Source organism: Acetobacter pomorum (genome assembly GCF_002738225.1).
Lineage (GTDB): Bacteria > Pseudomonadota > Alphaproteobacteria > Acetobacterales > Acetobacteraceae > Acetobacter > Acetobacter pomorum.
Map to the genome: position 1 here is coordinate 272,563 of NZ_PEBQ01000093.1, position 21,031 is coordinate 293,593.

Sequence of the window (21,031 nt, forward strand, 5' to 3'; positions counted from 1 at the left end):
AGGCGTTTATTCAGGCGTATCTTCAAACGCTTCCATCACGCGGCTGGAATAGACAAGGGCGGCCCCTGCGTTCAGCGCTACGGCCACGCCAAGGGCTTCGGCAATGTCTTCCTTGCTGGCACCAGCTTTTTTGGCGGCGGCGGAATGCACGGCAATACAGCCATCGCACCGGGTGGTTACGGCCACAGCCAGCGCAATCAGTTCACGTGTTTTATCATCCAGATGCTTTTTTTCTGGCAAGGGTGTTTCCAGCGTTTGCAGCCCTTTAAGGGTATTGGGCGTAAGGGACGCCAGTGTTTTGACATTCTGTGCCATATTTGCACGGTAAGCATTCCAGTCTGTCATAATCACCTCTCTGAATTATGTGGTCTGAACCGATCACAACTGCATCAGATGTGGCGCTTTTTGTCACGACACGGTTAGGAGAGGCATGTACGCTTGCGGAATATGCGGTGGAGCCGTTATCGGGCAGGATTATGACACAGACAGACATGAACGGGGCAGCAGCCGCAACTCGGCTGGGGCCATTGGCAGTTTACCAGCAGCGTATTGCTGCAGGAGAACTCAAGAGTGATCCAGACCAGCTGCGCGTTGTAACGCGGCTGAATACCTTGTGGAAGGAACTTGCGGCCATGCCGGCTTCTGCAGCCGCGCCGCCATCTACCAACGGGTTGGAGAGCAGGGCCAAGGGGTTTTTGGCCGGGTTGGCCCGCAAATTGCGCTCTCAGCCAGAAGATATTGCCGCCAATTGGCCTGTTCGCCCGCGTGGGCTGTATATTGTGGGCCGCGTGGGGCGCGGCAAAACCATGGTGATGGATCTGTTTTACGCCTGCGCGCCCGTGCAGAAAAAGGAGCGTATCCACTTTTTGCGCTTCATGCAGGATGTGCACCGTGATCTGCATGACCTTAAAGCCGCCAACCCCAATATGGCAGACCCCATTCCACCACTGGCTAAAACCATTGCCAGCAAGGCGCAGCTTCTGTGCTTTGATGAGTTCCAGGTGAATGACATTGCTGATGCCATGATTCTGGGGCGGTTGTTTGAGGCCCTGTTTGCCAATGGGGTGGTTATTGTGGCCACCTCCAACACAGAACCTTCGCAATTGTTCCAGAACCGCCCCGGCGCAGATGCGTTTAAACCGTTTATCGCCATCATCCAGCGAGAACTGGATACGATTGAACTGGATTCGCCGCGCGATTATCGCCGAGGGCGTGAGCAGGACCGCGAAACATGGATTGTACCAGCGGATTCTCAGGCCAAAAGCAGGCTGGACAGAATTTTTGCCCGCTACGCAGGGGATGAAAAGCCCGCACCCGTGGCCCTGAAGTTCAGCGGGCGCGTGTTTGAGGTGGATCAGGCGGCAGGCCCGGTGTGCCGGTTTGATTTCAACTCTTTGTGTGGCAAGCCGCGCGGGCCGAACGATTATCTGGCGCTGGCAAAGCGTTTTCCGGTGGTGATGATAGATAACATTCCGTGCATGGGGCAGGATGACGCCAACCTGGCCCGGCGCTTCATCACGCTCATAGATGCCTTGTACGACAACGGAAATTTGCTGTTTGCCTCGGCGGATGCCCAGCCAGATCAGCTGTTTACGGATGGGGATGGCGCAGATGCGTTTGCCCGTACGGCATCACGTCTCGCTGAGATGGGAAGCGAAAGCTGGCTGGAGCATGGGGCGCAGGCTGCGCAACAGGCCCACAGCCTCTCTAGAGCGTGACATTCCATGCCCTTGTTCCCGCCACATACGCGGTCTAGCTCTTTGATACAGAACAAGCCGGAAGCGGGATGGCTTTTCGGCAAAAAGGACACAGGGGACGCTCCGCGCTATGGGGCGGAGTGAAGAAAAAATGGTCCGGTTTACGGTGGAGAACAACGCAATATCTGGCCAACGGCGCGTGTGTGCCCCGTGGCAAGGAGGAATGTGAGATGGCGGTTTCGGACGTACTGGCAACCGCTCTTAACGGTGCCAATATCGCTTACCTTGCGGATCTGTATGCCCAGTGGGCGAAAGATCCCAAAAGTGTGGATCCGTCCTTCGATATTCTGTTCAGCTCGCTGGGGGATGATGAAGCGGCGGTGCTGAAGGATGCTGTAGGGGCTTCCTGGGCGCCACGCCCTTCCATTATCACGGGGGATGAACCCGCACCCGCGCCAAAAGGTGGCCCGGCAGGTGGGTTGGCCGCGCAGGATAGTCTGGCCATTGCCCGGCTGATCCGTGCGTATCGTGAATATGGACATCAGGAAGCCTCGCTTGATCCGCTGGGCCTGAAGGAGCCTCATAAAACCGAGGAACTGGACCCCGCGACATATGGTTTTGGTGAAAAAGACCTGAACCGCGTGGTGTTTTTTGGATCTCTGCTTGATCCGCTGCTCAAGGGCAAGAACACGGCCAAGGTTTCCGAGGTTGTTGCAGCTCTGCGCTCTGTTTACTGCCAAAGCATTGGTGCAGAGTACATGTATGCGCGCAACCACGAACAGCGCGAATGGCTGCGCAAGCGGCTGGAAGGCGATAACTGGCGCGCCCATGTAACAGTGGAAGAGCAGAAAGTTATTTTGGCGAACCTGACGGAAGCCGAAGGGTTTGAATCCTTCTGCCAGAAGCGGTACGTCGGCGCCAAGCGCTTTGGTCTGGAAGGGGGCGAAATCTCCATTCCGGCACTGCATGCCATTATCGATTCCTGCGCCAGCCAAGGTGTTACCTCTGTTGCCATCGGCATGGCCCATCGTGGCCGCCTGAACACGCTGGTAAACGTAGTGCGCAAGCCCTACGTGGCCATCTTTAACGAATTTGCGGGTGGTTCCTTCAAGCCGGACAATGTGGAAGGTTCGGGGGACGTTAAATATCACCTTGGTTCTTCCACAGATGTGGATGTAGCCGGCAAGGCGGTGCATATTTCTCTCCAGCCCAACCCTTCCCATCTGGAAGCGGTTGATCCGGTTGTGTGCGGTAAGGTGCGCGCTATTCAGGATGATGCGGGCGATACGGAAAAACGTCTTTCCAGCCTTGGCATTATTATCCATGGTGATGCCGCGTTTGCCGGGCAGGGCATTGTTTACGAAACCTTTGCCATGTCTCAGCTTCCGGGCTACCGCACCGGTGGCACCGTGCATATGGTGGTGAACAATCAGATTGGCTTTACCACCAATCCGGAATGTGGACATTCGGGCATTTATGGCACCGATGTTGCCAAATCCATTGAAGCCCCCGTGCTGCATGTGAATGGTGATGATGCCGAGGCGGTGATTTACGTCTCTCGCCTTGCAGCAGATTACCGTCAGGCTTTTGCAAGTGACATTGTGCTGGATATCGTCTGCTATCGTCGCCACGGGCATAACGAAACGGATGAGCCTGTCTTTACCCAGCCTATCATGTACAAGGCCATTGCCGCGCATGATACGCCCCATACGCTTTACGCAAAACGCCTTGTAAAAGCTGGCGTTGTGACAGATGACGAAGTGAAGGCCCAGTGGGATGCCTTCCACGCCAAGCTGGATGAAGATTACAAGGCGGCCCAGTCTTACAAGGTCAACAAGGCAGACTGGCTGGAAGGTGGCTGGAAAGGTTTGGTGGCTGCCGGGCATGATCCGGAACGCGCTTTCCCCGAAACGGGTGTTGCACTGGATGCGCTGCGCAAAATTGGCGAAGCCATTACAAAAGTGCCAGAAGGCTTCCACCTGAATTCCAAAATTGCCCGCCAGCTCAAGGCCAAGGCAAACATGTTCAGCACGGGTGAAGGGTTTGACTGGGCAACTGGTGAGGCTCTGGGCTTTGGCTCCCTGCTGCTGGATGAACACCGCGTGCGTCTTTCTGGCGAGGATTGCCAGCGCGGCACATTCAGCCAGCGTCATGCTGTGTGGATTGATCAGGTCAACCAGACACCCTTTACGCCGCTGAACCATATTCAGGACAAGCAGGCAAAAATCGAAATCTGGAACTCGCTTCTTTCAGAATACGGCGTGCTTGGGTTCGAATACGGATATTCCGTGCGCAATCCGCAAACGCTGGTGCTGTGGGAAGCCCAGTTTGGTGATTTTGCCAACTGTGCGCAGGTGATTATTGATCAGTTCATTGCATCGGGTGAAACCAAATGGCTGCGTATGTCCGGTCTGGTCATGCTGCTGCCACATGGTTACGAAGGGCAGGGGCCGGAGCATTCTTCTGCCCGTCTGGAACGCTATCTTCAGCTTTGTGCTGAAAATAACATGTTTGTTTGCAACATTACCACGCCAGCAAACTACTTCCACGCTCTGCGCCGTCAGCTGAAGCTGGATTACCGCAAGCCGATGATCCTGATGGAGCCAAAATCTCTGCTGCGGCACAAACTTGCAGTTTCCGCACTGGCAGATTTTGGTCCGGGCACACGCTTCAAACCCGTGATTGGCGAAATTGATGATCTGGGTGCCGATAACAAGGTGCGCCGCGTGGTGATCTGTTCTGGCAAGGTCTATTACGATCTGCTGGCCGAACGCCGGGAAAAAGGCATTAAGGATGTTGCCATCCTGCGTCTGGAACAACTCTACCCCTTCCCGGAAGCAGCCCTTGCCGCCGAACTTAAGCGCTATCCTGAAGCAGACATTGTCTGGTGTCAGGAAGAAACGGAAAACGGCGGTGCATGGCATTTTGCAGACAGGCGGATTGAAGCAGCCCTTGTTGCCGCAGGCCATAAGGCGGGCCGTCCGCAATATGTGGGCCGCGCCGCAGCCGCCAGCCCGGCCACCGGCCTTGCCCGTATTCATGCGGCAGAGCAGGCGGATCTGGTTGAACGCGCATTGGGGCTGAAAAAGTCTGGCTGAACCGGATTAGGCTGAATTGAAGAAAATAGCCCGCAAATACGGGCGCACCCCCGGTGCCACTGCCAAAAGTTAAACAGGCATCGGGGATTTAAAGAAAAGATGGGGAACAGGATGTCTGTCGAGATCAAGGTGCCGACACTGGGTGAAAGCGTAACCACAGCAACCGTGGCCAAGTGGCTGAAGCAGCCGGGCGAAGCGGTGCAGGCAGATGAACCGATTGTTGAGCTGGAAACAGATAAGGTGAGCGTAGAAGTTTCTGCGCCGCAGGCTGGTATTCTGGGCCCACAGGCTGCCAAGGAAGACCAGGAAGTGGAAGTGGGCGCACTGCTGACCACGCTGGAACCTGCCAAGGCTGGCGCTGTACCAGCCGCCAAAGCCGCTGCCCCGGAAAAGAAGGCTGAACCAGTGGCCGCTGCCGCTCCGGCAAAAGCAGCCGCACCAGCACCTAAGGCCGCAGCACCTGCTCCGGCAGTAGATGCCGGTGCAGCCCTGCCCGCAGCCCGCAAGATGATGGCTGAAAACGGCCTGAGCGCACAGCAGCTTGCAGGCACCGGCCTTGGTGGCCGCATTACCAAGGGTGATGTGCTGGGCTTTTTGGCCAACCCGCAGGCTGCAACACCTGCTGCTGCCCCCAAGCCGCCGCGTAATGATGACCCGCGTGAAGAACGCGTGAAGATGACGCGCCTGCGCCGCACCATTGCCCGCCGCCTGAAGGAAGCACAGAACACGGCGGCCATGCTGACAACGTTTAATGAAATTGACATGTCTGGCGCCATGGCGCTGCGTGCCGAATATCAGGAATCGTTTGTTAAAAAGCACGGTGTCAAGCTGGGCTATATGTCCATCTTCTCCCGCGCTGTTGTGGCTGCTCTGAAAGAGTTCCCGGCCATTAACGCAGAAATTGACGGTGATGATGTTATCTACCGTGATTTCGTAAACCTCGGCATTGCCGTGGGTGGGCCAAACGGGCTGGTGGTGCCGGTTATCCGTGATGCCGACAAGATGAGCTATGCCGAAATTGAAAAAACCATTGCAGGTTTTGGCAAGGCTGCGCGTGAAGGTACGTTGAAGCTGGATCAGCTTTCCGGCGGCACCTTCTCCATCACCAATGGCGGTATTTACGGCTCTCTGCTGTCCACCCCCATCCTGAATGCGCCGCAGTCCGGTATTCTGGGCATGCACTCCATTCAGGAACGTCCGGTAGCCGTTAACGGGCAGGTGGTGATCCGCCCGATGATGTATATTGCCCTTTCTTATGATCACCGCATTGTAGATGGCAAGGAAGCCGTCAGCTTCCTTGTGCGGGTGAAGCAGAATGTGGAAGACCCACGCCGCCTTCTGATTGAAGTCTGATAGCGCGGTTGCCGAAGGGGTGAATACGTGCCCCTTCGGCCTGTTTTTCTGCATATCCCTACGTGAGCGAGACGAGACCCATGCCTATTGAAATTAAAGTTCCCACACTTGGAGAAAGCGTTACGACCGCCACGGTGGGGAAGTGGCTGAAGCAGCCAGGTGAGGCTGTAAAGGAAGATGAACCAGTTGTTGAACTGGAAACAGATAAAGTTAGTGTAGAAGTGCCTGCCCCGGCAGCCGGTCGGCTTGAAAACCACGCCGTAAAAGAAGGCGATGAAGTAGAAGTTGGCGCTGTTCTGGCAACGCTGGAACCCGGTGCTGCTGGCACAGCGCCCGCTGCAAAAGCAGCCGCCCCTGCCGCCAAGGCAGAAGAAGCCAAGCCAGCCGCTGCGCCAGCAGCACAGGCCCCGGCAGAAACAGATTATGATGTGGTTGTTATTGGTGCAGGCCCCGGCGGGTATGTGTGCGCCATTCGTGCAGCCCAGCTTGGCTTTAAGGTGGCATGTGTTGAACAGCGGGCAACGCTTGGTGGCACCTGCCTGAATGTGGGTTGTATCCCTTCCAAGGCGTTGCTTCAGTCTTCCGAAAACTATCATGCAGCCGGGCACGATTTTGCAGCACATGGTGTGGTGATTGATAGCGTAAAGCTGGATCTGGCCCGTATGCAGGCCCGTAAGGCAGATATTGTGGGCGCCAACGTGAAGGGCGTTGAATATCTGTTTAAGAAGAACGGCATCACCTGGCTGAAAGGCCACGGCAAGGTGGAAGGCACAGGCCGCCTGAGCGTGGATGGCAAGCCGGTAACCGCCAAGCATATTGTTATTGCCAGTGGCAGTAACAGCGCCAATCTGCCCGGTATTGAGGTGGATGAAAAAGTTATTGTCACCTCCACCGGTGCGCTGGAACTTTCTGAAGTGCCCAAGCGCCTTGTGGTGATTGGTGGCGGCGTGATCGGTCTGGAACTTGGCAGCGTCTGGGGCCGTCTGGGCGCAGATGTTACAGTGGTTGAATTCCTTGACCGTCTGGTGCCGGGCACGGATAACGAAGTGGCCTCCCAGTTCCAGAAACTGTTGGTCAAGCAGGGCTTCAAGATGAAGCTGGGCCATAAGGTGACCAAAGCCGAAAAAACCAAAAAAGGCGTGGTGCTGACGGTTGAACCTTCAGCCGGTGGCGCAGCAGAAACGCTTGAAGCCGATGTGGTTCTGGTTGCAGTAGGCCGCACGGCTGCCAGCAAGAATATGGGGCTGGAAGAAGCCGGTATTGCGCTGGATAAACGCGGCCGTGTTGAGGTGGATGCCCATTACGCCACCAGTGTGCCGGGCATTTACGCCATTGGCGATGTAATTGCAGGCCCCATGCTGGCCCACAAGGCAGAAGAAGAAGGCGTAGCCTTGGCAGAACTGCTGGCTGGCCAGGCCGGGCATGTCAATTACGATGCCATTCCGGGCGTGATTTATACATGGCCGGAAGTTGCTTCCGTTGGCTTTACGGAAGAGCAGCTTAAAGAAAAGGGCGTGGCTTACAAAATCGGTAAGTTCCCCTTCATGGCCAATGGCCGTGCCCGCGCTTTGGGCATGACGGATGGTTTTGTGAAGGTGCTTGCAGATAAGCAGACAGACCGCGTTCTGGGTGTGCATATTATTGGCCCATGTGCTGGCGAGCTGATTGCCGAAGCCACAATGGCCATTGAATTTGGGGCATCTGCCGAAGATATTGGCCGCGTGTGCCACGCACATCCAACCCTGAGTGAAGCTGTGAAGGAAGCCGCGTTGGGCGCTGACAACCGCGCGATCAACATCTGAAAGTTTCCTTCTCGCTGAAAGTGATGCCATACTCTCTTCCATTCAGAAGATGGGAGAGAGATGGCATGTTTGTGCCAAGGCATCCAACAATATGGGCAATGGCGGGCAGCCTGCTTTTGGCGCCGGGCGGCTTTGCCGCTGCCCAGACGCCTGCGCCAGATGCGTCCTCCCAAACTGAAGATTCACGGCCCGAAAAATCATCCACACAGGGTGATGCGCCGCAAACAGCGCCTGTTACGCCCGATGCCCCAGATGGGCATGTGCCCTATACACCCCCACCAGAAGAAGCCGCGCAACTTCCCCCCATGCCTGTTGTGGATAATGAGGAAGCCCGAAAGGAAGCAGATAGCCTTACGCGGGATTTTCGGCACGAAGTGCCCGTCGCCCTAAAAGTTTCTGCCGCGCGTAAGGTCGCATGGATTACGCTGGCCCGCCAGCAACTGGAACAGGCTGGATATAGTATTGATCGGCCACAGGTTTTGGTGGTGGTGGATCGGAATCCTTCCGTGCAGCGCCTGTGCCTGATTCTGGCTCTGCCAAATGATCCAGACTGGCAAGTTATTGGCAGTACTAAGGTTTCTACCGGCACCACTGGGCGCAAATATTATTACATCACACCAACCGGGGTCTTTACCAACACGGCAGATCGGCTTGGATACCGCGCGCTGGGCACCAAAAATGAAAACGGTATCCGCGGCAATGGTATTAAAGGCATGCGGGTGTGGGATTTTGGCTGGCAATGGGCCGAAAAAGGATGGCTACCCAGCCGGGAAAAAGGCCAGATCAGGCTGGAAATGCATGCAACAGACCCGATTTATCTGGAGCAACGGCTGGGGCACACGGCATCTGAAGGGTGTATTCGTATCCCCGCATCTTTGAACGTGTTTATTGATAAGCACGGTTTGTTAGATGCAGAGTACGAGCAATGGGCCGCTGTGGATATTCGCTTCAGGGCCTTGTTGCGGTCAGACAGAAAACCCTCCGCCATTTCTGGTATGGCGGTTGTGGTGGTGGATTCGGCCGATTATCACCCGGATGCCGATAAAACCGCAGTTTTTAAAGATATGACAGACACACATAAAATAGCAGCGCGTGGGTAAGGTTTTAGGCCGCAGGAATAAAAAGACACAAAAGGCGTGCAACCTGTAAGCTGCACGCCTTTTGTTTAGTCAAACCGGTCTAACTGGTTTTTTGCCAGATATTACAGGCCAGCAGGCACTTTGCCGCCGTTTTCGGCCAGTTTCTGGCGTACTTCTTTAATCAGCCATACGTTCATGGTGGCGCTATCGTTTGTGTCACCCGTATAGCCCAGTTCGGCCGCCAGTTTCTTGCGGGCATCCAGAGAGCTATCAAGGCCCAGAAGCTTCAGCAGATCCACAATGGATTCCTGCCAGTTCAGGTTCTGGCCGTTTTTGGCAGCCATATCGGCCAGCACGGCATCAACATTTACCGGCGTGCCAGCAGGCGGAATGGTGCCCGGTGCTGCAGCGGCAGCAGCAGAAGGCTGCGCACCTGCGTTGGCGGGGGATGTGGTGTCTGGCGTGGCGGCCTTGGCATGATGGAAAATGGCAGAGAGAATGGAGCCAAAAATGCTCATGTTCAGAAATCCTTTCGCAAGAGCCAGCATGACTTTTACAATACAATTAAAGCAGAATGCTTAAAGGCAAGCCATGCAACTGCCCCTAAGCATACAGCAGCCCTGTGTGTTGCATAGAGCGCTTAATGCTTTCTGAACATTAAGTTTTTTTACATGATATGGCTGAAAAAAGGCAGTCGGCGCTGCACGCCCCCAGCAAGCGGGGCATAAAAAAAGGGTATGGGCCGCTAACTGGCAACCCATACCCTTTTGCGCGTCTGATCTAAAAAATCAGTAGCGGTAATCGTGGTGCTTGAACGGGCCGTTCATATGCACGCCAATATATTCGGCCTGCTTTTTGCTCAGCTTGCTCAAATGTGCGCCAACCTTGGCCAGATGCAGGTCTGCAACCTTTTCATCCAGCTTTTTGGGCAGGGTGTACACTTTGGCTTCGTATTTACCTTCCGGTGCTGTCCACAGTTCAATCTGGGCCAGTGTCTGGTTGGTGAAGGAAGCAGACATCACGAAGGAGGGATGACCTGTGGCGTTGCCAAGGTTGACCAGACGACCTTCGGAGAGAACAATCAGGCGCTTGCCATCGGGGAACAGAACTTCATCCACCTGCGGCTTGATGTTTTCCCACGGGAAGTTACGCAGCGCGTTGATCTGAATTTCAGAATCAAAGTGCCCGATGTTGCACACAATGGCGCGGTTTTTCATGGCGCGCATGTGGTCAATCGTAATCACGTCCACGTTGCCGGTGGCGGTTACAAAGATGTCACCACGGGGGGCACCTTCTTCCATCGTCACCACTTCGTAGCCTTCCATGGCGGCCTGAAGAGCGCAGATGGGGTCCACTTCCGTAACCAGAACGCGGCAGCCTGCATTGCGCAGGGAGGCAGCGGAGCCTTTACCCACATCACCATAACCGGCCACAACGGCAACTTTACCAGCCATCATCACGTCTGTGCCACGGCGGATTGCGTCCACCAGGCTTTCACGGCAACCATACAGGTTATCAAACTTGGATTTGGTAACACTGTCGTTCACGTTAATGGCGGGAACCTTCAATGTACCTTTTTTCTGCATTTCCCACAGGCGGTGCACACCTGTTGTGGTTTCTTCAGAAAGGCCTTTCACGTTGGCCAGCAGTTCGGGGTATTTGTCGTGCATCAGCACGGTCAGATCACCGCCGTCATCCAGAATCATGTTCGGGGTCCAGCCATCGGGGCCCTTCACGGTCTGTTCAATGCACCACCAGAATTCTTCTTCCGTCAGGCCTTTCCATGCAAATACGGGAATACCCGCAGCAGCAATGGCAGCCGCAGCGTGGTCCTGCGTGGAGAAGATGTTGCAAGATGACCAACGTACCGTAGCACCAAGGGCCACCAGCGTTTCAATCAGCACGGCGGTCTGGATGGTCATGTGCAGGCAGCCGGCAATGCGTGCGCCTTTCAGCGGCTTGCTCTGGCCATATTCCTCGCGCAGGGCCATCAGGCCGGGCATTTCACCTTCGGCAATGGAAATTTCCTTGCGGCCCCACTCAGCGAGAGAGAGATCCTTAACCTTGTAATCGCTCATGTTATCCTGTCTTCCTGTGCAGATCGGGCTTTCTATACAGCGTGGGGCAGGTGGATGCCAGCCGAAACCGGCATGGCAGACGCAGCACCTGTATGCTTGCCGCTTGCATACGGGCTTTTTTTCTGGTGTCCAGATGCAACATGTCATGATGATTTTTGAGGCTGTGCCGGGTTTTTTAAATGTCTGTGCTTCGTTCTGTTCTGTTTAATGTTCTGGCTTTTCTGCTTACGCTGCTTATGGGGGTTGGGGCTTTTCCCATCCGCTGGTTTGCGCATGGGCTGGCGCTGCCTTATGCAAAATTGTGGTCCCGGCTGGTTTTGGCGCTGTTTCGCAGCATTTGCGGCGTAAAAGTTCAGATCACGGGGCTGGAGCATCTGCCCGCCAGTGGCCCGGCCCTTATTGCATCCCAACATCAATCCGCTTTTGATACGCTGGTGTGGATGCTGCTGCTGCCACGCCCCTGTTATGTGATGAAAGGGGAACTGCGGCGTATTCCACTACTGGGCCCCATGCTGGTTTTAACGGGCATGATGCCTATTGAGCGTGCAGCAGGAGCCAAGGCCATGCGCATGCTGTTGCAGGAAACAGACAAAGCCCTGAAGGCAAACCGGCAGATCATTATTTTCCCTGAGGGTACACGCACAGCACCGGGTGAACATGTGGCGCTTAAACCCGGCATTGCTGCCATGGCCAACCATGCCAAACTGCCGGTTATTCCGGTTGCCACCAATTCTGGCCTGTTCTGGGGGCGGAATGCGTTTTTCAAGCGCTCTGGTGTTTTGCACATTGCCATTGGCCCGGCTGTAGGTCCGGCCAAACGGGCAGCTTTGTTGCAGGATATTGAAACAGGTTGGCGCGGATTGGAAAAAACCTTCCAGCCCATAGCTGAGAGCAGGGGATAAAGTGGCAAGGCTTGTGGATAACTTTGTGGAATTTATCTTGCCTCTCTGCACGTGCCAGACAGTAATCAGATGCCTTTTTCTGTAAAAAGCTGCAAAGCCGCTTATAAATACTTTGTAAATTTTTTGTGAATAACAAAGGTGTTCTGTTTTTCTGTTTTGTATCAACGGGTTTTGATTAGGGAAAATAATCAACCCTAAAATCTCCACCAGCTTTTTTTCTATAACCTGCGTGAATATGACAGAATAGAGCCGATGCACTCTTGCCTGTGGATAAAAGGCGGGACTCTGTAGAAAACCGCCATGCATGTTCAGGAAGAGGGGGAGTGATGAAAAAAGCGCTTCTTGGTGTTGTGGCAGGAGCCTGTGGCTGCCTTCTGGTTTTAAGTGGCTATTGGTGGATCAGTGTCCAGTATCTGCAAAAGCAGGCAGATACTCTGCCATCGGGCTGTCAGGCGCATTATGTTTCCCGCTCGGTGCAGGGGTGGCCGTGGCATGCGCAGATGCAGGCACAAAATATACGCATGGTGTGTGCGCCGCTTTTGGCTGCTCACCCTTCGGCTTTTCAGGTTATTTACGCAGCGGCCCGTATAACGGCGGATATGGCCTTCTGGCGCCCTTTTTCTGTGCATGTGCGGCTGGTTGGCCCTATGGTGGTAGAAACCATTTACGACAAACAAGGCGCAGAGGTTCCCTCTTTTTTGCGTGTTGAGGGCAGCCCTGTAGATCTGACTTTACCATTAGCCAGAAAAACGGCAGGGCATGCGGTTTTTCTGGCCCCTTTTGTGCATGTGCTGTTTCCGGCTGGCGCAAGCCATATGGGGGATATGGTGTTGCAGAATGTGCAGGGCAAAGCTTTTTGGAACATGCGGGCCACGCAGGAGCAAAGTGCCGCAGCCATTTACATTAAGGCGCAACATTGGGGCATACCCGGCTGGCAAACTGTGCTGGAACATGTGCAGGCAGCGGTTGCCGTGCCGGGGCCGGCAGCAAGCGTATGGAAAAGCGTTTTTCCCACCAATGGTGGGCCAGCATGGCCAGATGTGCTGGTGCAACGTTTTTCAATGCACTGGCGAGATCTGAACCTGAATATGACAGGCCAGTTACGTGGCGGAGATCTTGCTCACCCAACGGGGGACTTCTGGCTGAGCGTGGCACACTGGCGCCCGTTTTTAGAAAATCTACGGCGCGAAGGCATGCTTTCTGCGCAGGAGGCTGTTGGCATGGCCTCCATGTTGGCGCGTATTACACAGGAACAATCAGATAACCTGCAAATGCCTTTGATGCTGCGTAATGGCACCCTGCAATTGGGCACGGTGCCATTTTCTGCCTTGCAGCCTGTTTTTCAGGCGGTGCGTCATGCTGCGCAGGAAAGCGGCGCACAAGCGCAAGCCCGGATCCATTCCCATCCCTGAGCAGACATTTTCAGAACGTATCTTTTTCACGGCGCAACTGGGCAAAGGTTTGCACATCCGGAGCGCGTAAAAAGGGGTTGGTGGCGCGTTCTATCCCCAATGTGGAAGGCACGGTGGGTTTGTTTTCTGCCCGCAGGCGGCGTACTTCTGCCACACGTTCCTTTAGGGCCGTATTATGTGGTTCCGCATGCAGGGCAAAGACGCTGTTGCCCAATGTATATTCGTGCCCGCAATATACGCGCGTTGCATCAGGCAAGGTATCCAGCTTGTGCAGGCTGGCAAACATTTGTGCGGCAGTGCCTTCAAATAGCCGCCCACAACCAAGGCTGAACAGCGTATCCCCACAGAACAGAGAGGGCGGGTTGGGGAAGTAATAGCAAATATGCCCCAACGTATGGCCCGGCACAGCAATAACGGTGCCAATACAGTTTCCAACAGCAATGCTGTCCTGATCATGCAGGGCAATATCCAGCGGTGGCATACGCTGTTGTTCGGCTGCGGGGCCAGCCACGCGGGCATGATAACGCTGGCGGAGGGTTTCTGTGCCTCCGGTGTGGTCATGGTGGTGGTGGGTCAGCAAAATCAGATCCAGCCTGCCACCGTGCTTTTCAATAAAACTGGCAACGGGCGCGGCTTCTCCGGGGTCTATCACGGCAGTTGTGCCTGTCTCCGTATCGCGCAGAAACCACGCATAATTGTCGGACAGAACGGGAATGGTCTGAACATCAAGAGACATGGGAAAACTCCTGCGGTGGAATTTTAAGAATAGAGAAGGCAGATCATGACGGGGGTACAAGCCGTATGATAGACATGCAGAATGTTCGACGTCATGCCGCCGGAAAGCAGTTTTTATACCACAGTCCGTGGCCAGGGGTTTCTGGCTCTGGTGGGTGAGCGCCTGCGCTGGTTCTGGCCAGATCTGGGGCAGGCGCATGCTGTTCTGGGTTTGGGGAACGCCGCTGCGTATCTGGAAAAGCTGGAGAGCGGCAAAAACACGCCCACCTGTTTGGTGGCGGCCAATGCGCCGCAATGGAGTGAGGCATCTGTGCCTGGCCGAAGCTGCGTGGTGGATATGCACAGTCTGCCGTTTCAGCCAGAGCAGTTTGACCGTGTCTTGATGGTGCATGCACTCGATGATCGTAAAAACTCCGTATCTGTTTTGCGGGCCGCAGGGCAGGTGATGAAGCCCGATGGCAGGCTCCTGCTTGTGGTGCCCAGCCGTTTTGGGGGCCGTGCCCGGTTGCGTGGCACGCCATTTTGGCATGATGCGGCTTTTTCCCGCCGCTGTCTCCGGCACATGCTGGCTGCCGCCATGCTTAGGCCGGAACAGTGGGATGAGGCCATTTTTCTGCCCACAGGGGCCATGCGCTGGCTACGCCATAACGGGCGCAAAATGGATATTGCAGGCAAAGTGTTATGCCCCGGTGCAGGAAGCCTGATACTGGTGGAAGCTGTGCGGGATGAGTATTCGGCACTTTCCCTGCCGGTAAAGGCGCGGCAGCGTTGGCTCTCTCGCTCCCTGTTGCCGGTAAGGGGCACAGCAAAGGCCATGCAGGACAGAAAATACGTTTCGCGCATTTCGCGGCGTTGAATAGATTGTCATTAACCGGCTGTCATGGTGTTATCCGCCGGATTTCATAGCAGGTTGGGGCCGGGTTCCATTTTCACCTCCTTTGTTCTTTGCAGTTTGCTCGCGATATTTGCTGCGCTGGGCGTGTTTGCGGTGCTGCCAGACAGGCTTCTGCGCGGGGCTGCGGTCTGGCGGGCAGAAATTATGGGGAGCCTATGGGCCCTATCTGGCGTGCTGGCCATTGTGGGGGCTGCGTGCAAGCTGGAGGGGGAACTCAGCTGGTTTCCCGTGTTCGGGCTGGATGGTCCGGCCTTGCCCATGCTTGCCTTGCTGGCATTTGCTGGGGGAGTAGCGGGCAGTGGAGCCGCGGCGCTGGCCTGTGTGTTTGTGGGCGTGGGTTTTCTGGCGCTTTCTCCGCTTGTTTTCGGGTTGCTTACGGGCACGGCGCTGGTGCTTTTAACGGCAGGGGGATGGCGCAGCGTGTGCCTGCCGTTTGCGGTGCTGCCTGCCTGTATTCCGGCAGATAGCCCATTTTGTGTGCCGCTTTTGTGCCTGACCGTGCTGCTAATGGGTTGGGCGGTTTCTGTGCAAAAAGGGCCTACAGCCGTATTGCCCGGCATGGTTGGGTTGTTTTTGCTGGGCCGCCTTTTGGCAGAAGTGGGCGAGCTTTCTGTGTTGCCGCAGGTTATGCTGGTGGCCAGCGGGTATCTGGTGGCGGCAACAGGCACCTATCAGGCTATACGGGATAAAAGTCTGGTGCGTATTGCATCGGGCTTGTGTGCCGCATGGTATGGCATATTGGTGGTGGCCGTTGCATTGGCTTTGGTTTCCAGTTTTGGTGGAATGGAAACATTCCGTATAGCCATTATTCTGGGCATGGGCGCGCCCATGCTGGCCCTTATGGGTTTGTTGTGGCTGGCGCAATGGCAGCAGGCAGAACCAAAGCGCCGCATTGCCTCTCTTTCCGGGCATGTGCTGGTTGCAGGTTTATTGATGCTGTTTTCCACCATGCCACCATTTGGTGGGTTTGCCGTTTTATGGAGCCTGCTTGTTGGCACGTATGATGCCATTGCCGTGGCGCAGCCCGTTGGGGCCGTTACTGTTATGTTGCTGCTTACGCTGGTGGGGGCCATTATGGCACTTATGGGCGCCGGATTGCTGCGCGCAGGTGCGGCTTTGTTGTTCCCTTCCACTGTTTTTCAGCCGCATCAGCCACCTGTTGCGGCAGAGTTTGTATGGCCAGGCTGGATATGCGCCGGAGCTGCTACGGTGCTGGTGCTATTACCAGGGGTGTGGCTTTCATTGGCAGACCATTTGGTGGTGGGGCCTGTTGTGCCCCCGCTGAAGTGGAACCGCATTGCCACAATTTGGCTGGAAGGCGGCGGGGCCAGCTTTACACCTGTTTTTACATTTTTGGCGTTGGGCGCGGCTCTGGCGGCTGCTGCCATGCTGGTGCGGCTGCTGGGTTTTCTGCCTTTTGGGCGTGTTATCAAGCCGGTGCCAGTCTGGCGCCAAGGGGCACCCATTATACAGCAGGCAGAAGGGCGCCCAGTTTCTTACGAGGGCGCAGCCCCTTTATGGCCCGCCTGTATGGCGCTTTTTGGGCTTGTGGCCGAAACCCGAAAAGATAAAAGACTGGCTCGCCGTGGCCGGGTGGCCTTGCGTTATGGCAGGCGCAGGTTGTTTCAGGGGGCTGAATGGTGTGAAACACAGGGCTTGGTGTTGATTCTGCTGCTTTTGGGTGGCGGCCTGCTGGTGGGGCTGTTTGTAGGAAAATGAAGCAGGATTTAACATGGGGCTGGGGGTTTGGCTGTGTGGCTGCTCTGGCCATTCAGGCAGCCCTTATGGTGTTGGTGGCACCGTGGTTTGCGGGGTGGGTGCATCGCCTTGCGGGTCGGTTGGTGGGGGAACCGCGCTTTCCTGCTGGCGGAAGGTGGCAGGAAATCTGGCATCAGTTCCGTCGTCCTTCATTATATGGCCAGCAAGATGGGCTAAATGGTGTTTTTTGTGCCTTGGCGTTGGTGCTGGCGGTGTTGGCCTGTGGGCTGGTGCCAGCGTTTACACTTACAATGCCGGGCTTTCCCGCACCGGGCATGCTGCTTGTGTGTACTCTGCTGGTGGCGATAGGCGTTTTGCTGGATCTGCCTCAGGCTGTGCAGGAGGCATCTGCCGCACAACAGGGGTGTGCGGCCATTGTGGCGGATGCGTTGCTGCTGCCAGTGTTAACGCCTGTGCTGTTGCTAAGCGGTGCGCATGATCTGGTGGCCTTTTTGGGCCGGCTGCATGCACTTTCCCCTATTACAGCAGGTGCACCCTATGTGCTGGCCGGTGTTGCGCTGTTTCTGGCCACAGCCCTTGCAAGGCGGGATGAGCAAACAGCCTGCGCCACACTTTCTGGCCCGGACAGAGCCATGTGGCTTCTGGCAGCAGATTGTATGCAGATGTGCTGGATTACGCTGGCCGCCGATGTGGCATGGGCCGGCAGCTTGGCCATGCCGGGAGAAAACGGGGCGGAAAACTGGCTCACCCAATGTGTGGAAGGCCTGGGCCTATGGATGTTCAAGCTACTTGTGGCTTCCTTTGTATTGGCAGTGCTGCGTATGGCCCTGTTGCCAGCGGGGCGCAGGGCACGTGTGCGGTTGGGGGCCATTTTTCTGCTGGGTGTTCTGGCATGGCAGGTTACATCCTCACACGTGACAGTTCCGCCCGCTGAGCCGGAAAATCACAGCGTGGAAGATGAAAACACGCAAGGCTATTCAACAGAGCCAGCGCCGGAAGGAGAACCTTCATGACACTGGCCGCCATTCTCATGCCTTTGCTGGCACTGTGTGTTGTGGCGCGGGGTATTGGGTTTCTGCCTTTGCTGGGTCTGGTTGCCGCAGCCGCCATGCTGGTGGATGAGCATACGCCCCTACAACAGGCCGGGGCTGTTATGGCCGCAGTATTTGCCATTGGGCCAGTACTGTTTCTGCTACGCTATCAGCACGATGCTGCGCGGGAACGTACTGGCAGCGCTATTCCGTTTTTTGCACTGGGCCTTATGGTGTTGCTGCTGCTGGCCTGCACGCGTGCGGGTGTTGCGGTGTTTCCCGCCAGTTTGTGCGTGGTGATGGCCGGGCTGGTTTCGGTTATCTGTCGGCAGAGCATGGTGTGGCAATGGTCCGGATTGCTGACATGTGTTGAAGGCGTGTTGCTATGCGGCGTGCAAGCGCATCAGCCTTCTGTGGTGGGCGTAGCGGGGCTGGCTGGTGCCGTTGTGGCGGTGCTTGGGGGCATGTGCATTCATCGTATCATGCCGCAAGTGGTGCCTTTGCGCCCGCCTTCTGCCCGTAAAAAAGCCTCTCCCGATTCTCCAGAAAAGAGCGGAGATCCAGCATGACAGGCGCAGCAGGGGCAGGCATGTTTCTGGCGGCACTGGCGTTTGTGTGGCCTTTTCTGGGGGCGGCGGCCGTATGTGCTGTGCCGGTGGCGCGCAGCCGTGAACTGGCAATATGGATGTCCGCCATAGGGTGTGTGCTGGCGCTGGCCGTTTTTGTTTTTCCCGCATCGGGTGCTGTGGCCGCTGGCTGGGATGATGATCCCGTGCAACGTGCCGGGCGGGTTATGCTGGCATTTGGCCTGCTGCTGATGGTGCTTGAAAATGGCACTCTGCACGATAGGCTGGTGCGTAGCCTGCCGCATGTTTCTACCGCCTTGGCGGGGCTGGCTTGTGTTGCGCCAGATCCTGCCGTGGGGCTGGGCATTCTGGAGGCGGCTTTGGCATGGGGGGTATTTGTTTTCACGCGTCCGGCCGGGCAGGCCAGAATGGGGTGGGGGCTGATCCGCAATGGCTCGGTCGGAACGTTTCTGGTGCTGTCCGGCCTGTTGTTGCCTGCTAACACCGTTGTATCCGGCCTGCTCATGGCGTGCGGGCTTGTGGTGTTAACCGGGCTTTCTCCCTTTGGGCAGTTCTGGCAGGACGAAAACGATATTTTCCTGTTTCTGCCATTTGCCGGTGCGGCCCTTTTGCTGGCCATGCGCTTGCGCATGCATGGGGGAGAGGCGTTTGAAACGGCTCTTGTTCTATGTGGCCTGCTTTCTGTGTGGCTGACGGCCTGCGCCGGACGTTTTTCAGACAGGCAACGGCTGTTCCGCACGTTTCCTTCAGCCTTGGCGTTAATTGCTGTGGGTATTCAGGCCGATGTGGCGGCTTTGCTGTTTTTATGTGGTTGGTGCCTTGCGGGTGGCGTGCGTGCGGGCCGTGGTTGGGCGGTGAACACTTTGGCCTGTTTTCCGCCCGGTGCGCCGTTTGTAGGGTGCTTGCTGCTGCTTTCCATGATGAGTGACTGGTCATGGCCGCTGGCATTGCTAACGGTTGTGGGCATTTTGGCAGCCGTTACGCGGGCTGTGCCTGCGCGGGAGATAACACACCATTTCTGGCCGCAGGATGTGGCCGGGCGTGTGGCCTGTTCCGTGCTGACAGCCACGGGCCTGCTGGTGCCGCTGGCCATGATGCTGGGAGCTTTCTGATATGAACGCGGCTTCTCACATCTGGGCGGGGGAGGAAACAGAAACGCCGTGGCGTTTTCGGCTACAGGAAATGGCGTGGCGTGATCTGGTAGATGCGCTCAAGCAGGATGATCTGCCATTTGTCGGTTTGTGGTGCGATGGCACGGATGTGCATGCGCTGTTTCTGCCAGATGGCCAGCCATTGGCCGCTACACTGGCTCTGGAAGATGGGCGCTACCCCGCACTTTCCCCAGCAAGAGAGATTTCCTGCCTGTATGAACGCCGCATTTATGATCTGTACGGCGCAGAGGGCATGTGGGCCACGGATGTCCGGCCCCTGTTGGATCATGATGTGTGGTCATCCTCCACTCCTTTGGCGGAGCATCCGGGTGCAGGGGGTGGGCAGAAAGGGCTGATCCATTTTCAGCCTGCCGAGTATATGTACCATGAAGGTGATGTCACGGATGGCTGGGGCCCCGCTACGGGGGGGATGGAACCGCCCCTGCATGTTGCGCTGGCTTTGCGGGAAGGGCGTATTCGTGCGGCGGAAACGGTTACTGGCTACGCACATCGTGGCATGGAGCTGCGCTGGCGCAACAGCCGTGTGGAAGACGCTTGTAAACTGAGCGCGCGCGTGGCGGCAGGGCAATCTGTGGCGCATCAGGTTGCGTTCTGTCTGGCGGTGGAAGCCGCGTGTGGGGAGCAGGTTGGCCAGGAAATCCGGCTTTTGCGTGTTGCGCTGCTAGAGCTGGAGCGTATTTGCCACCACCTATTTCTGCTGGCTGATATGGCGCGCCTTGCCGGGGCGCGGCTGGTGGCTTCTGGCTGCATGGGGTTACGAGAACGGCTGATACAGGAAGCCGCCCCCATTACAGGTTCACGCCTGTTGATGGATGTTTGTGTGCCGGGTGGTCTTTCCCTCCGCCATGCCACGCAGATGGGCGATATGTGCGGCCGCCTGTGCGAGGTAGCGGAACGAGACTACCCGGCCTTGCTGGCTTTGTGGCAGGAATATCCGGGCCTTTCCATGCAGTTGGCGGGCATGGGGAAAGTAACGGCAGATGTGCTGGAACGTATTGGCTTGGATGGCCCCACAGCACGCGCCGCCGGGTGGGATTGTGATGGCCGACGCATTATGCCGGGTTATGAAGGCATCTGGCGCTTTACCTCTGGCAGGCAGGGGGGCACGGCAGAAGACCGTGCCATGCTTTTGCTGGAAGAAGTGGGTGAAAGCCTGCGCATGCTGGATGAAGTGGCCTCCCGCAGTGGGCTGACGGCAGGGGGCAGTGTGCAGCTTTCCATGCAGGATGGAGAAGGCACAGGCATGGTGGAAAGCCCATGGGGCGGTATTTTATACTGGGTGCGCCTGCGGGATGGCCGGGTGGAGCAGGTTTTTGCCCGTAACCCTTCATCTGCGGCCTTGTTGGCGTTTGAGGCCATATTGCCGGGGCAGCAGCCAGATGATGTGGCCTTGCTTGCGCGGTCATTGGACATTAACGCAGCAGCGTTGGACCGGTAAGCAGAGCAAGTGGCCAGCATGAAAGGTAAAAGC

At 56.4% G+C, this 21,031-nt stretch carries 17 protein-coding genes; 13 read left to right on the forward strand and 4 right to left on the reverse strand.

The window, feature by feature from the left end:
• Positions 1-6: 6 nt before the first annotated feature.
• Positions 7-345: a carboxymuconolactone decarboxylase family protein gene (locus CSR02_RS07235; protein ID WP_042788516.1), complete on the reverse strand. Its 339-nt coding sequence runs from the start codon at positions 343-345 to the stop codon at positions 7-9.
• 17 nt (positions 346-362) lie between these two features.
• Between CSR02_RS07235 and zapE the strand changes: the two genes are divergently transcribed.
• From zapE to CSR02_RS07260, 5 genes are all read left to right on the forward strand, one after another.
• Positions 363-1,718: a cell division protein ZapE gene (gene zapE / locus CSR02_RS07240; RefSeq protein WP_099541069.1), complete on the forward strand. Its 1,356-nt coding sequence runs from the start codon at positions 363-365 to the stop codon at positions 1,716-1,718.
• 209 nt (positions 1,719-1,927) lie between these two features.
• Positions 1,928-4,795, forward strand: a complete 2,868-nt coding sequence (locus CSR02_RS07245) for a 2-oxoglutarate dehydrogenase E1 component (protein WP_099541070.1) — start codon at positions 1,928-1,930, stop codon at positions 4,793-4,795.
• A gap of 111 nt (positions 4,796-4,906) precedes the next feature.
• The gene (odhB, locus tag CSR02_RS07250; protein ID WP_099541071.1) at positions 4,907-6,148 is read left to right on the forward strand and encodes a 2-oxoglutarate dehydrogenase complex dihydrolipoyllysine-residue succinyltransferase; all 1,242 of its coding nucleotides are present in this window, start codon (positions 4,907-4,909) and stop codon (positions 6,146-6,148) included.
• A gap of 80 nt (positions 6,149-6,228) precedes the next feature.
• Complete coding sequence (lpdA, locus tag CSR02_RS07255; RefSeq protein ID WP_099541072.1) at positions 6,229-7,950, forward strand: dihydrolipoyl dehydrogenase; 1,722 nt, start codon at positions 6,229-6,231, stop codon at positions 7,948-7,950.
• A 65-nt stretch (positions 7,951-8,015) separates the two neighbouring features.
• Positions 8,016-9,050 carry a L,D-transpeptidase gene (locus CSR02_RS07260; RefSeq protein ID WP_099541073.1) on the forward strand — a complete coding sequence of 345 codons (1,035 nt, stop codon included), beginning with the start codon at positions 8,016-8,018 and terminating at the stop codon, positions 9,048-9,050.
• Positions 9,051-9,151: 101 nt separating this feature from the next.
• Here CSR02_RS07260 and CSR02_RS07265 read toward each other — a convergent pair whose 3' ends face one another.
• Both CSR02_RS07265 and ahcY read right to left on the reverse strand, forming a co-directional pair.
• Positions 9,152-9,547 carry a DUF3597 domain-containing protein gene (locus CSR02_RS07265; protein ID WP_099541074.1) on the reverse strand — a complete coding sequence of 132 codons (396 nt, stop codon included), beginning with the start codon at positions 9,545-9,547 and terminating at the stop codon, positions 9,152-9,154.
• 270 nt (positions 9,548-9,817) lie between these two features.
• Positions 9,818-11,107 carry an adenosylhomocysteinase gene (ahcY, locus tag CSR02_RS07270; protein WP_042788522.1) on the reverse strand — a complete coding sequence of 430 codons (1,290 nt, stop codon included), beginning with the start codon at positions 11,105-11,107 and terminating at the stop codon, positions 9,818-9,820.
• 179 nt (positions 11,108-11,286) lie between these two features.
• On the opposite strand from ahcY, the gene CSR02_RS07275 reads away from it, so the two are divergent.
• Together CSR02_RS07275 and CSR02_RS07280 are read left to right on the forward strand one after the other, a co-directional pair.
• The gene (locus CSR02_RS07275) at positions 11,287-12,009 is read left to right on the forward strand and encodes a lysophospholipid acyltransferase family protein (protein WP_099541075.1); all 723 of its coding nucleotides are present in this window, start codon (positions 11,287-11,289) and stop codon (positions 12,007-12,009) included.
• 326 nt (positions 12,010-12,335) lie between these two features.
• Positions 12,336-13,421, forward strand: coding sequence for a DUF2125 domain-containing protein (locus CSR02_RS07280; protein WP_099541076.1), 1,086 nt, complete (start codon positions 12,336-12,338; stop codon positions 13,419-13,421).
• Between the two features lie 10 nt (positions 13,422-13,431).
• On the opposite strand, the gene gloB is transcribed toward CSR02_RS07280, so the two are convergent.
• Positions 13,432-14,157: a hydroxyacylglutathione hydrolase gene (gloB, locus tag CSR02_RS07285; protein ID WP_099541077.1), complete on the reverse strand. Its 726-nt coding sequence runs from the start codon at positions 14,155-14,157 to the stop codon at positions 13,432-13,434.
• 81 nt (positions 14,158-14,238) lie between these two features.
• Here gloB and CSR02_RS07290 point away from each other — a divergent pair, with 81 nt between their 5' ends.
• From CSR02_RS07290 to CSR02_RS07315, 6 genes are read left to right on the forward strand one after another with little or no spacing between them, the layout of a single operon-like run.
• Complete coding sequence (locus CSR02_RS07290; RefSeq protein ID WP_099541078.1) at positions 14,239-15,012, forward strand: methyltransferase domain-containing protein; 774 nt, start codon at positions 14,239-14,241, stop codon at positions 15,010-15,012.
• Positions 15,013-15,036: 24 nt separating this feature from the next.
• Positions 15,037-16,770, forward strand: a complete 1,734-nt coding sequence (locus tag CSR02_RS07295) for a hypothetical protein (RefSeq protein WP_099541079.1) — start codon at positions 15,037-15,039, stop codon at positions 16,768-16,770.
• Positions 16,767-17,783 carry a hypothetical protein gene (locus tag CSR02_RS07300; RefSeq protein ID WP_099541080.1) on the forward strand — a complete coding sequence of 339 codons (1,017 nt, stop codon included), beginning with the start codon at positions 16,767-16,769 and terminating at the stop codon, positions 17,781-17,783. The genes CSR02_RS07295 and CSR02_RS07300 overlap by 4 nt, the downstream gene beginning before the upstream one ends.
• A complete protein-coding gene (locus CSR02_RS07305; protein ID WP_099541081.1) occupies positions 17,780-18,370 on the forward strand; it encodes a hypothetical protein in 591 nt (196 codons plus the stop codon). The genes CSR02_RS07300 and CSR02_RS07305 overlap by 4 nt, the downstream gene beginning before the upstream one ends.
• Positions 18,367-19,500, forward strand: a complete 1,134-nt coding sequence (locus CSR02_RS07310) for a hypothetical protein (protein WP_099541082.1) — start codon at positions 18,367-18,369, stop codon at positions 19,498-19,500. Before CSR02_RS07305 ends, CSR02_RS07310 begins: the two co-directional genes overlap by 4 nt.
• Before the next feature lies 1 nt (position 19,501).
• A complete protein-coding gene (locus CSR02_RS07315; RefSeq protein WP_099541083.1) occupies positions 19,502-20,998 on the forward strand; it encodes a hydrogenase large subunit in 1,497 nt (498 codons plus the stop codon).
• The last annotated feature ends 33 nt before the right edge of the window (positions 20,999-21,031 follow it).

What these genes read in the sequence shown, in the direction of transcription:
- CSR02_RS07235 (WP_042788516.1), bottom strand. Translation starts at nt 345, where the DNA reads ATGACAGACTGGAATGCTTACCGTGCAAATATGGCACAGAATGTCAAA.
- zapE (WP_099541069.1), top strand. Translation starts at nt 363, where the DNA reads ATGTGGTCTGAACCGATCACAACTGCATCAGATGTGGCGCTTTTTGTC.
- CSR02_RS07245 (WP_099541070.1), top strand. Translation starts at nt 1,928, where the DNA reads ATGGCGGTTTCGGACGTACTGGCAACCGCTCTTAACGGTGCCAATATC.
- odhB (WP_099541071.1), top strand. Translation starts at nt 4,907, where the DNA reads ATGTCTGTCGAGATCAAGGTGCCGACACTGGGTGAAAGCGTAACCACA.
- lpdA (WP_099541072.1), top strand. Translation starts at nt 6,229, where the DNA reads ATGCCTATTGAAATTAAAGTTCCCACACTTGGAGAAAGCGTTACGACC.
- CSR02_RS07260 (WP_099541073.1), top strand. Translation starts at nt 8,016, where the DNA reads ATGTTTGTGCCAAGGCATCCAACAATATGGGCAATGGCGGGCAGCCTG.
- CSR02_RS07265 (WP_099541074.1), bottom strand. Translation starts at nt 9,547, where the DNA reads ATGAGCATTTTTGGCTCCATTCTCTCTGCCATTTTCCATCATGCCAAG.
- ahcY (WP_042788522.1), bottom strand. Translation starts at nt 11,107, where the DNA reads ATGAGCGATTACAAGGTTAAGGATCTCTCTCTCGCTGAGTGGGGCCGC.
- CSR02_RS07275 (WP_099541075.1), top strand. Translation starts at nt 11,287, where the DNA reads ATGTCTGTGCTTCGTTCTGTTCTGTTTAATGTTCTGGCTTTTCTGCTT.
- CSR02_RS07280 (WP_099541076.1), top strand. Translation starts at nt 12,336, where the DNA reads ATGAAAAAAGCGCTTCTTGGTGTTGTGGCAGGAGCCTGTGGCTGCCTT.
- gloB (WP_099541077.1), bottom strand. Translation starts at nt 14,157, where the DNA reads ATGTCTCTTGATGTTCAGACCATTCCCGTTCTGTCCGACAATTATGCG.
- CSR02_RS07290 (WP_099541078.1), top strand. Translation starts at nt 14,239, where the DNA reads ATGTTCGACGTCATGCCGCCGGAAAGCAGTTTTTATACCACAGTCCGT.
- CSR02_RS07295 (WP_099541079.1), top strand. Translation starts at nt 15,037, where the DNA reads ATGGTGTTATCCGCCGGATTTCATAGCAGGTTGGGGCCGGGTTCCATT.
- CSR02_RS07300 (WP_099541080.1), top strand. Translation starts at nt 16,767, where the DNA reads ATGAAGCAGGATTTAACATGGGGCTGGGGGTTTGGCTGTGTGGCTGCT.
- CSR02_RS07305 (WP_099541081.1), top strand. Translation starts at nt 17,780, where the DNA reads ATGACACTGGCCGCCATTCTCATGCCTTTGCTGGCACTGTGTGTTGTG.
- CSR02_RS07310 (WP_099541082.1), top strand. Translation starts at nt 18,367, where the DNA reads ATGACAGGCGCAGCAGGGGCAGGCATGTTTCTGGCGGCACTGGCGTTT.
- CSR02_RS07315 (WP_099541083.1), top strand. Translation starts at nt 19,502, where the DNA reads ATGAACGCGGCTTCTCACATCTGGGCGGGGGAGGAAACAGAAACGCCG.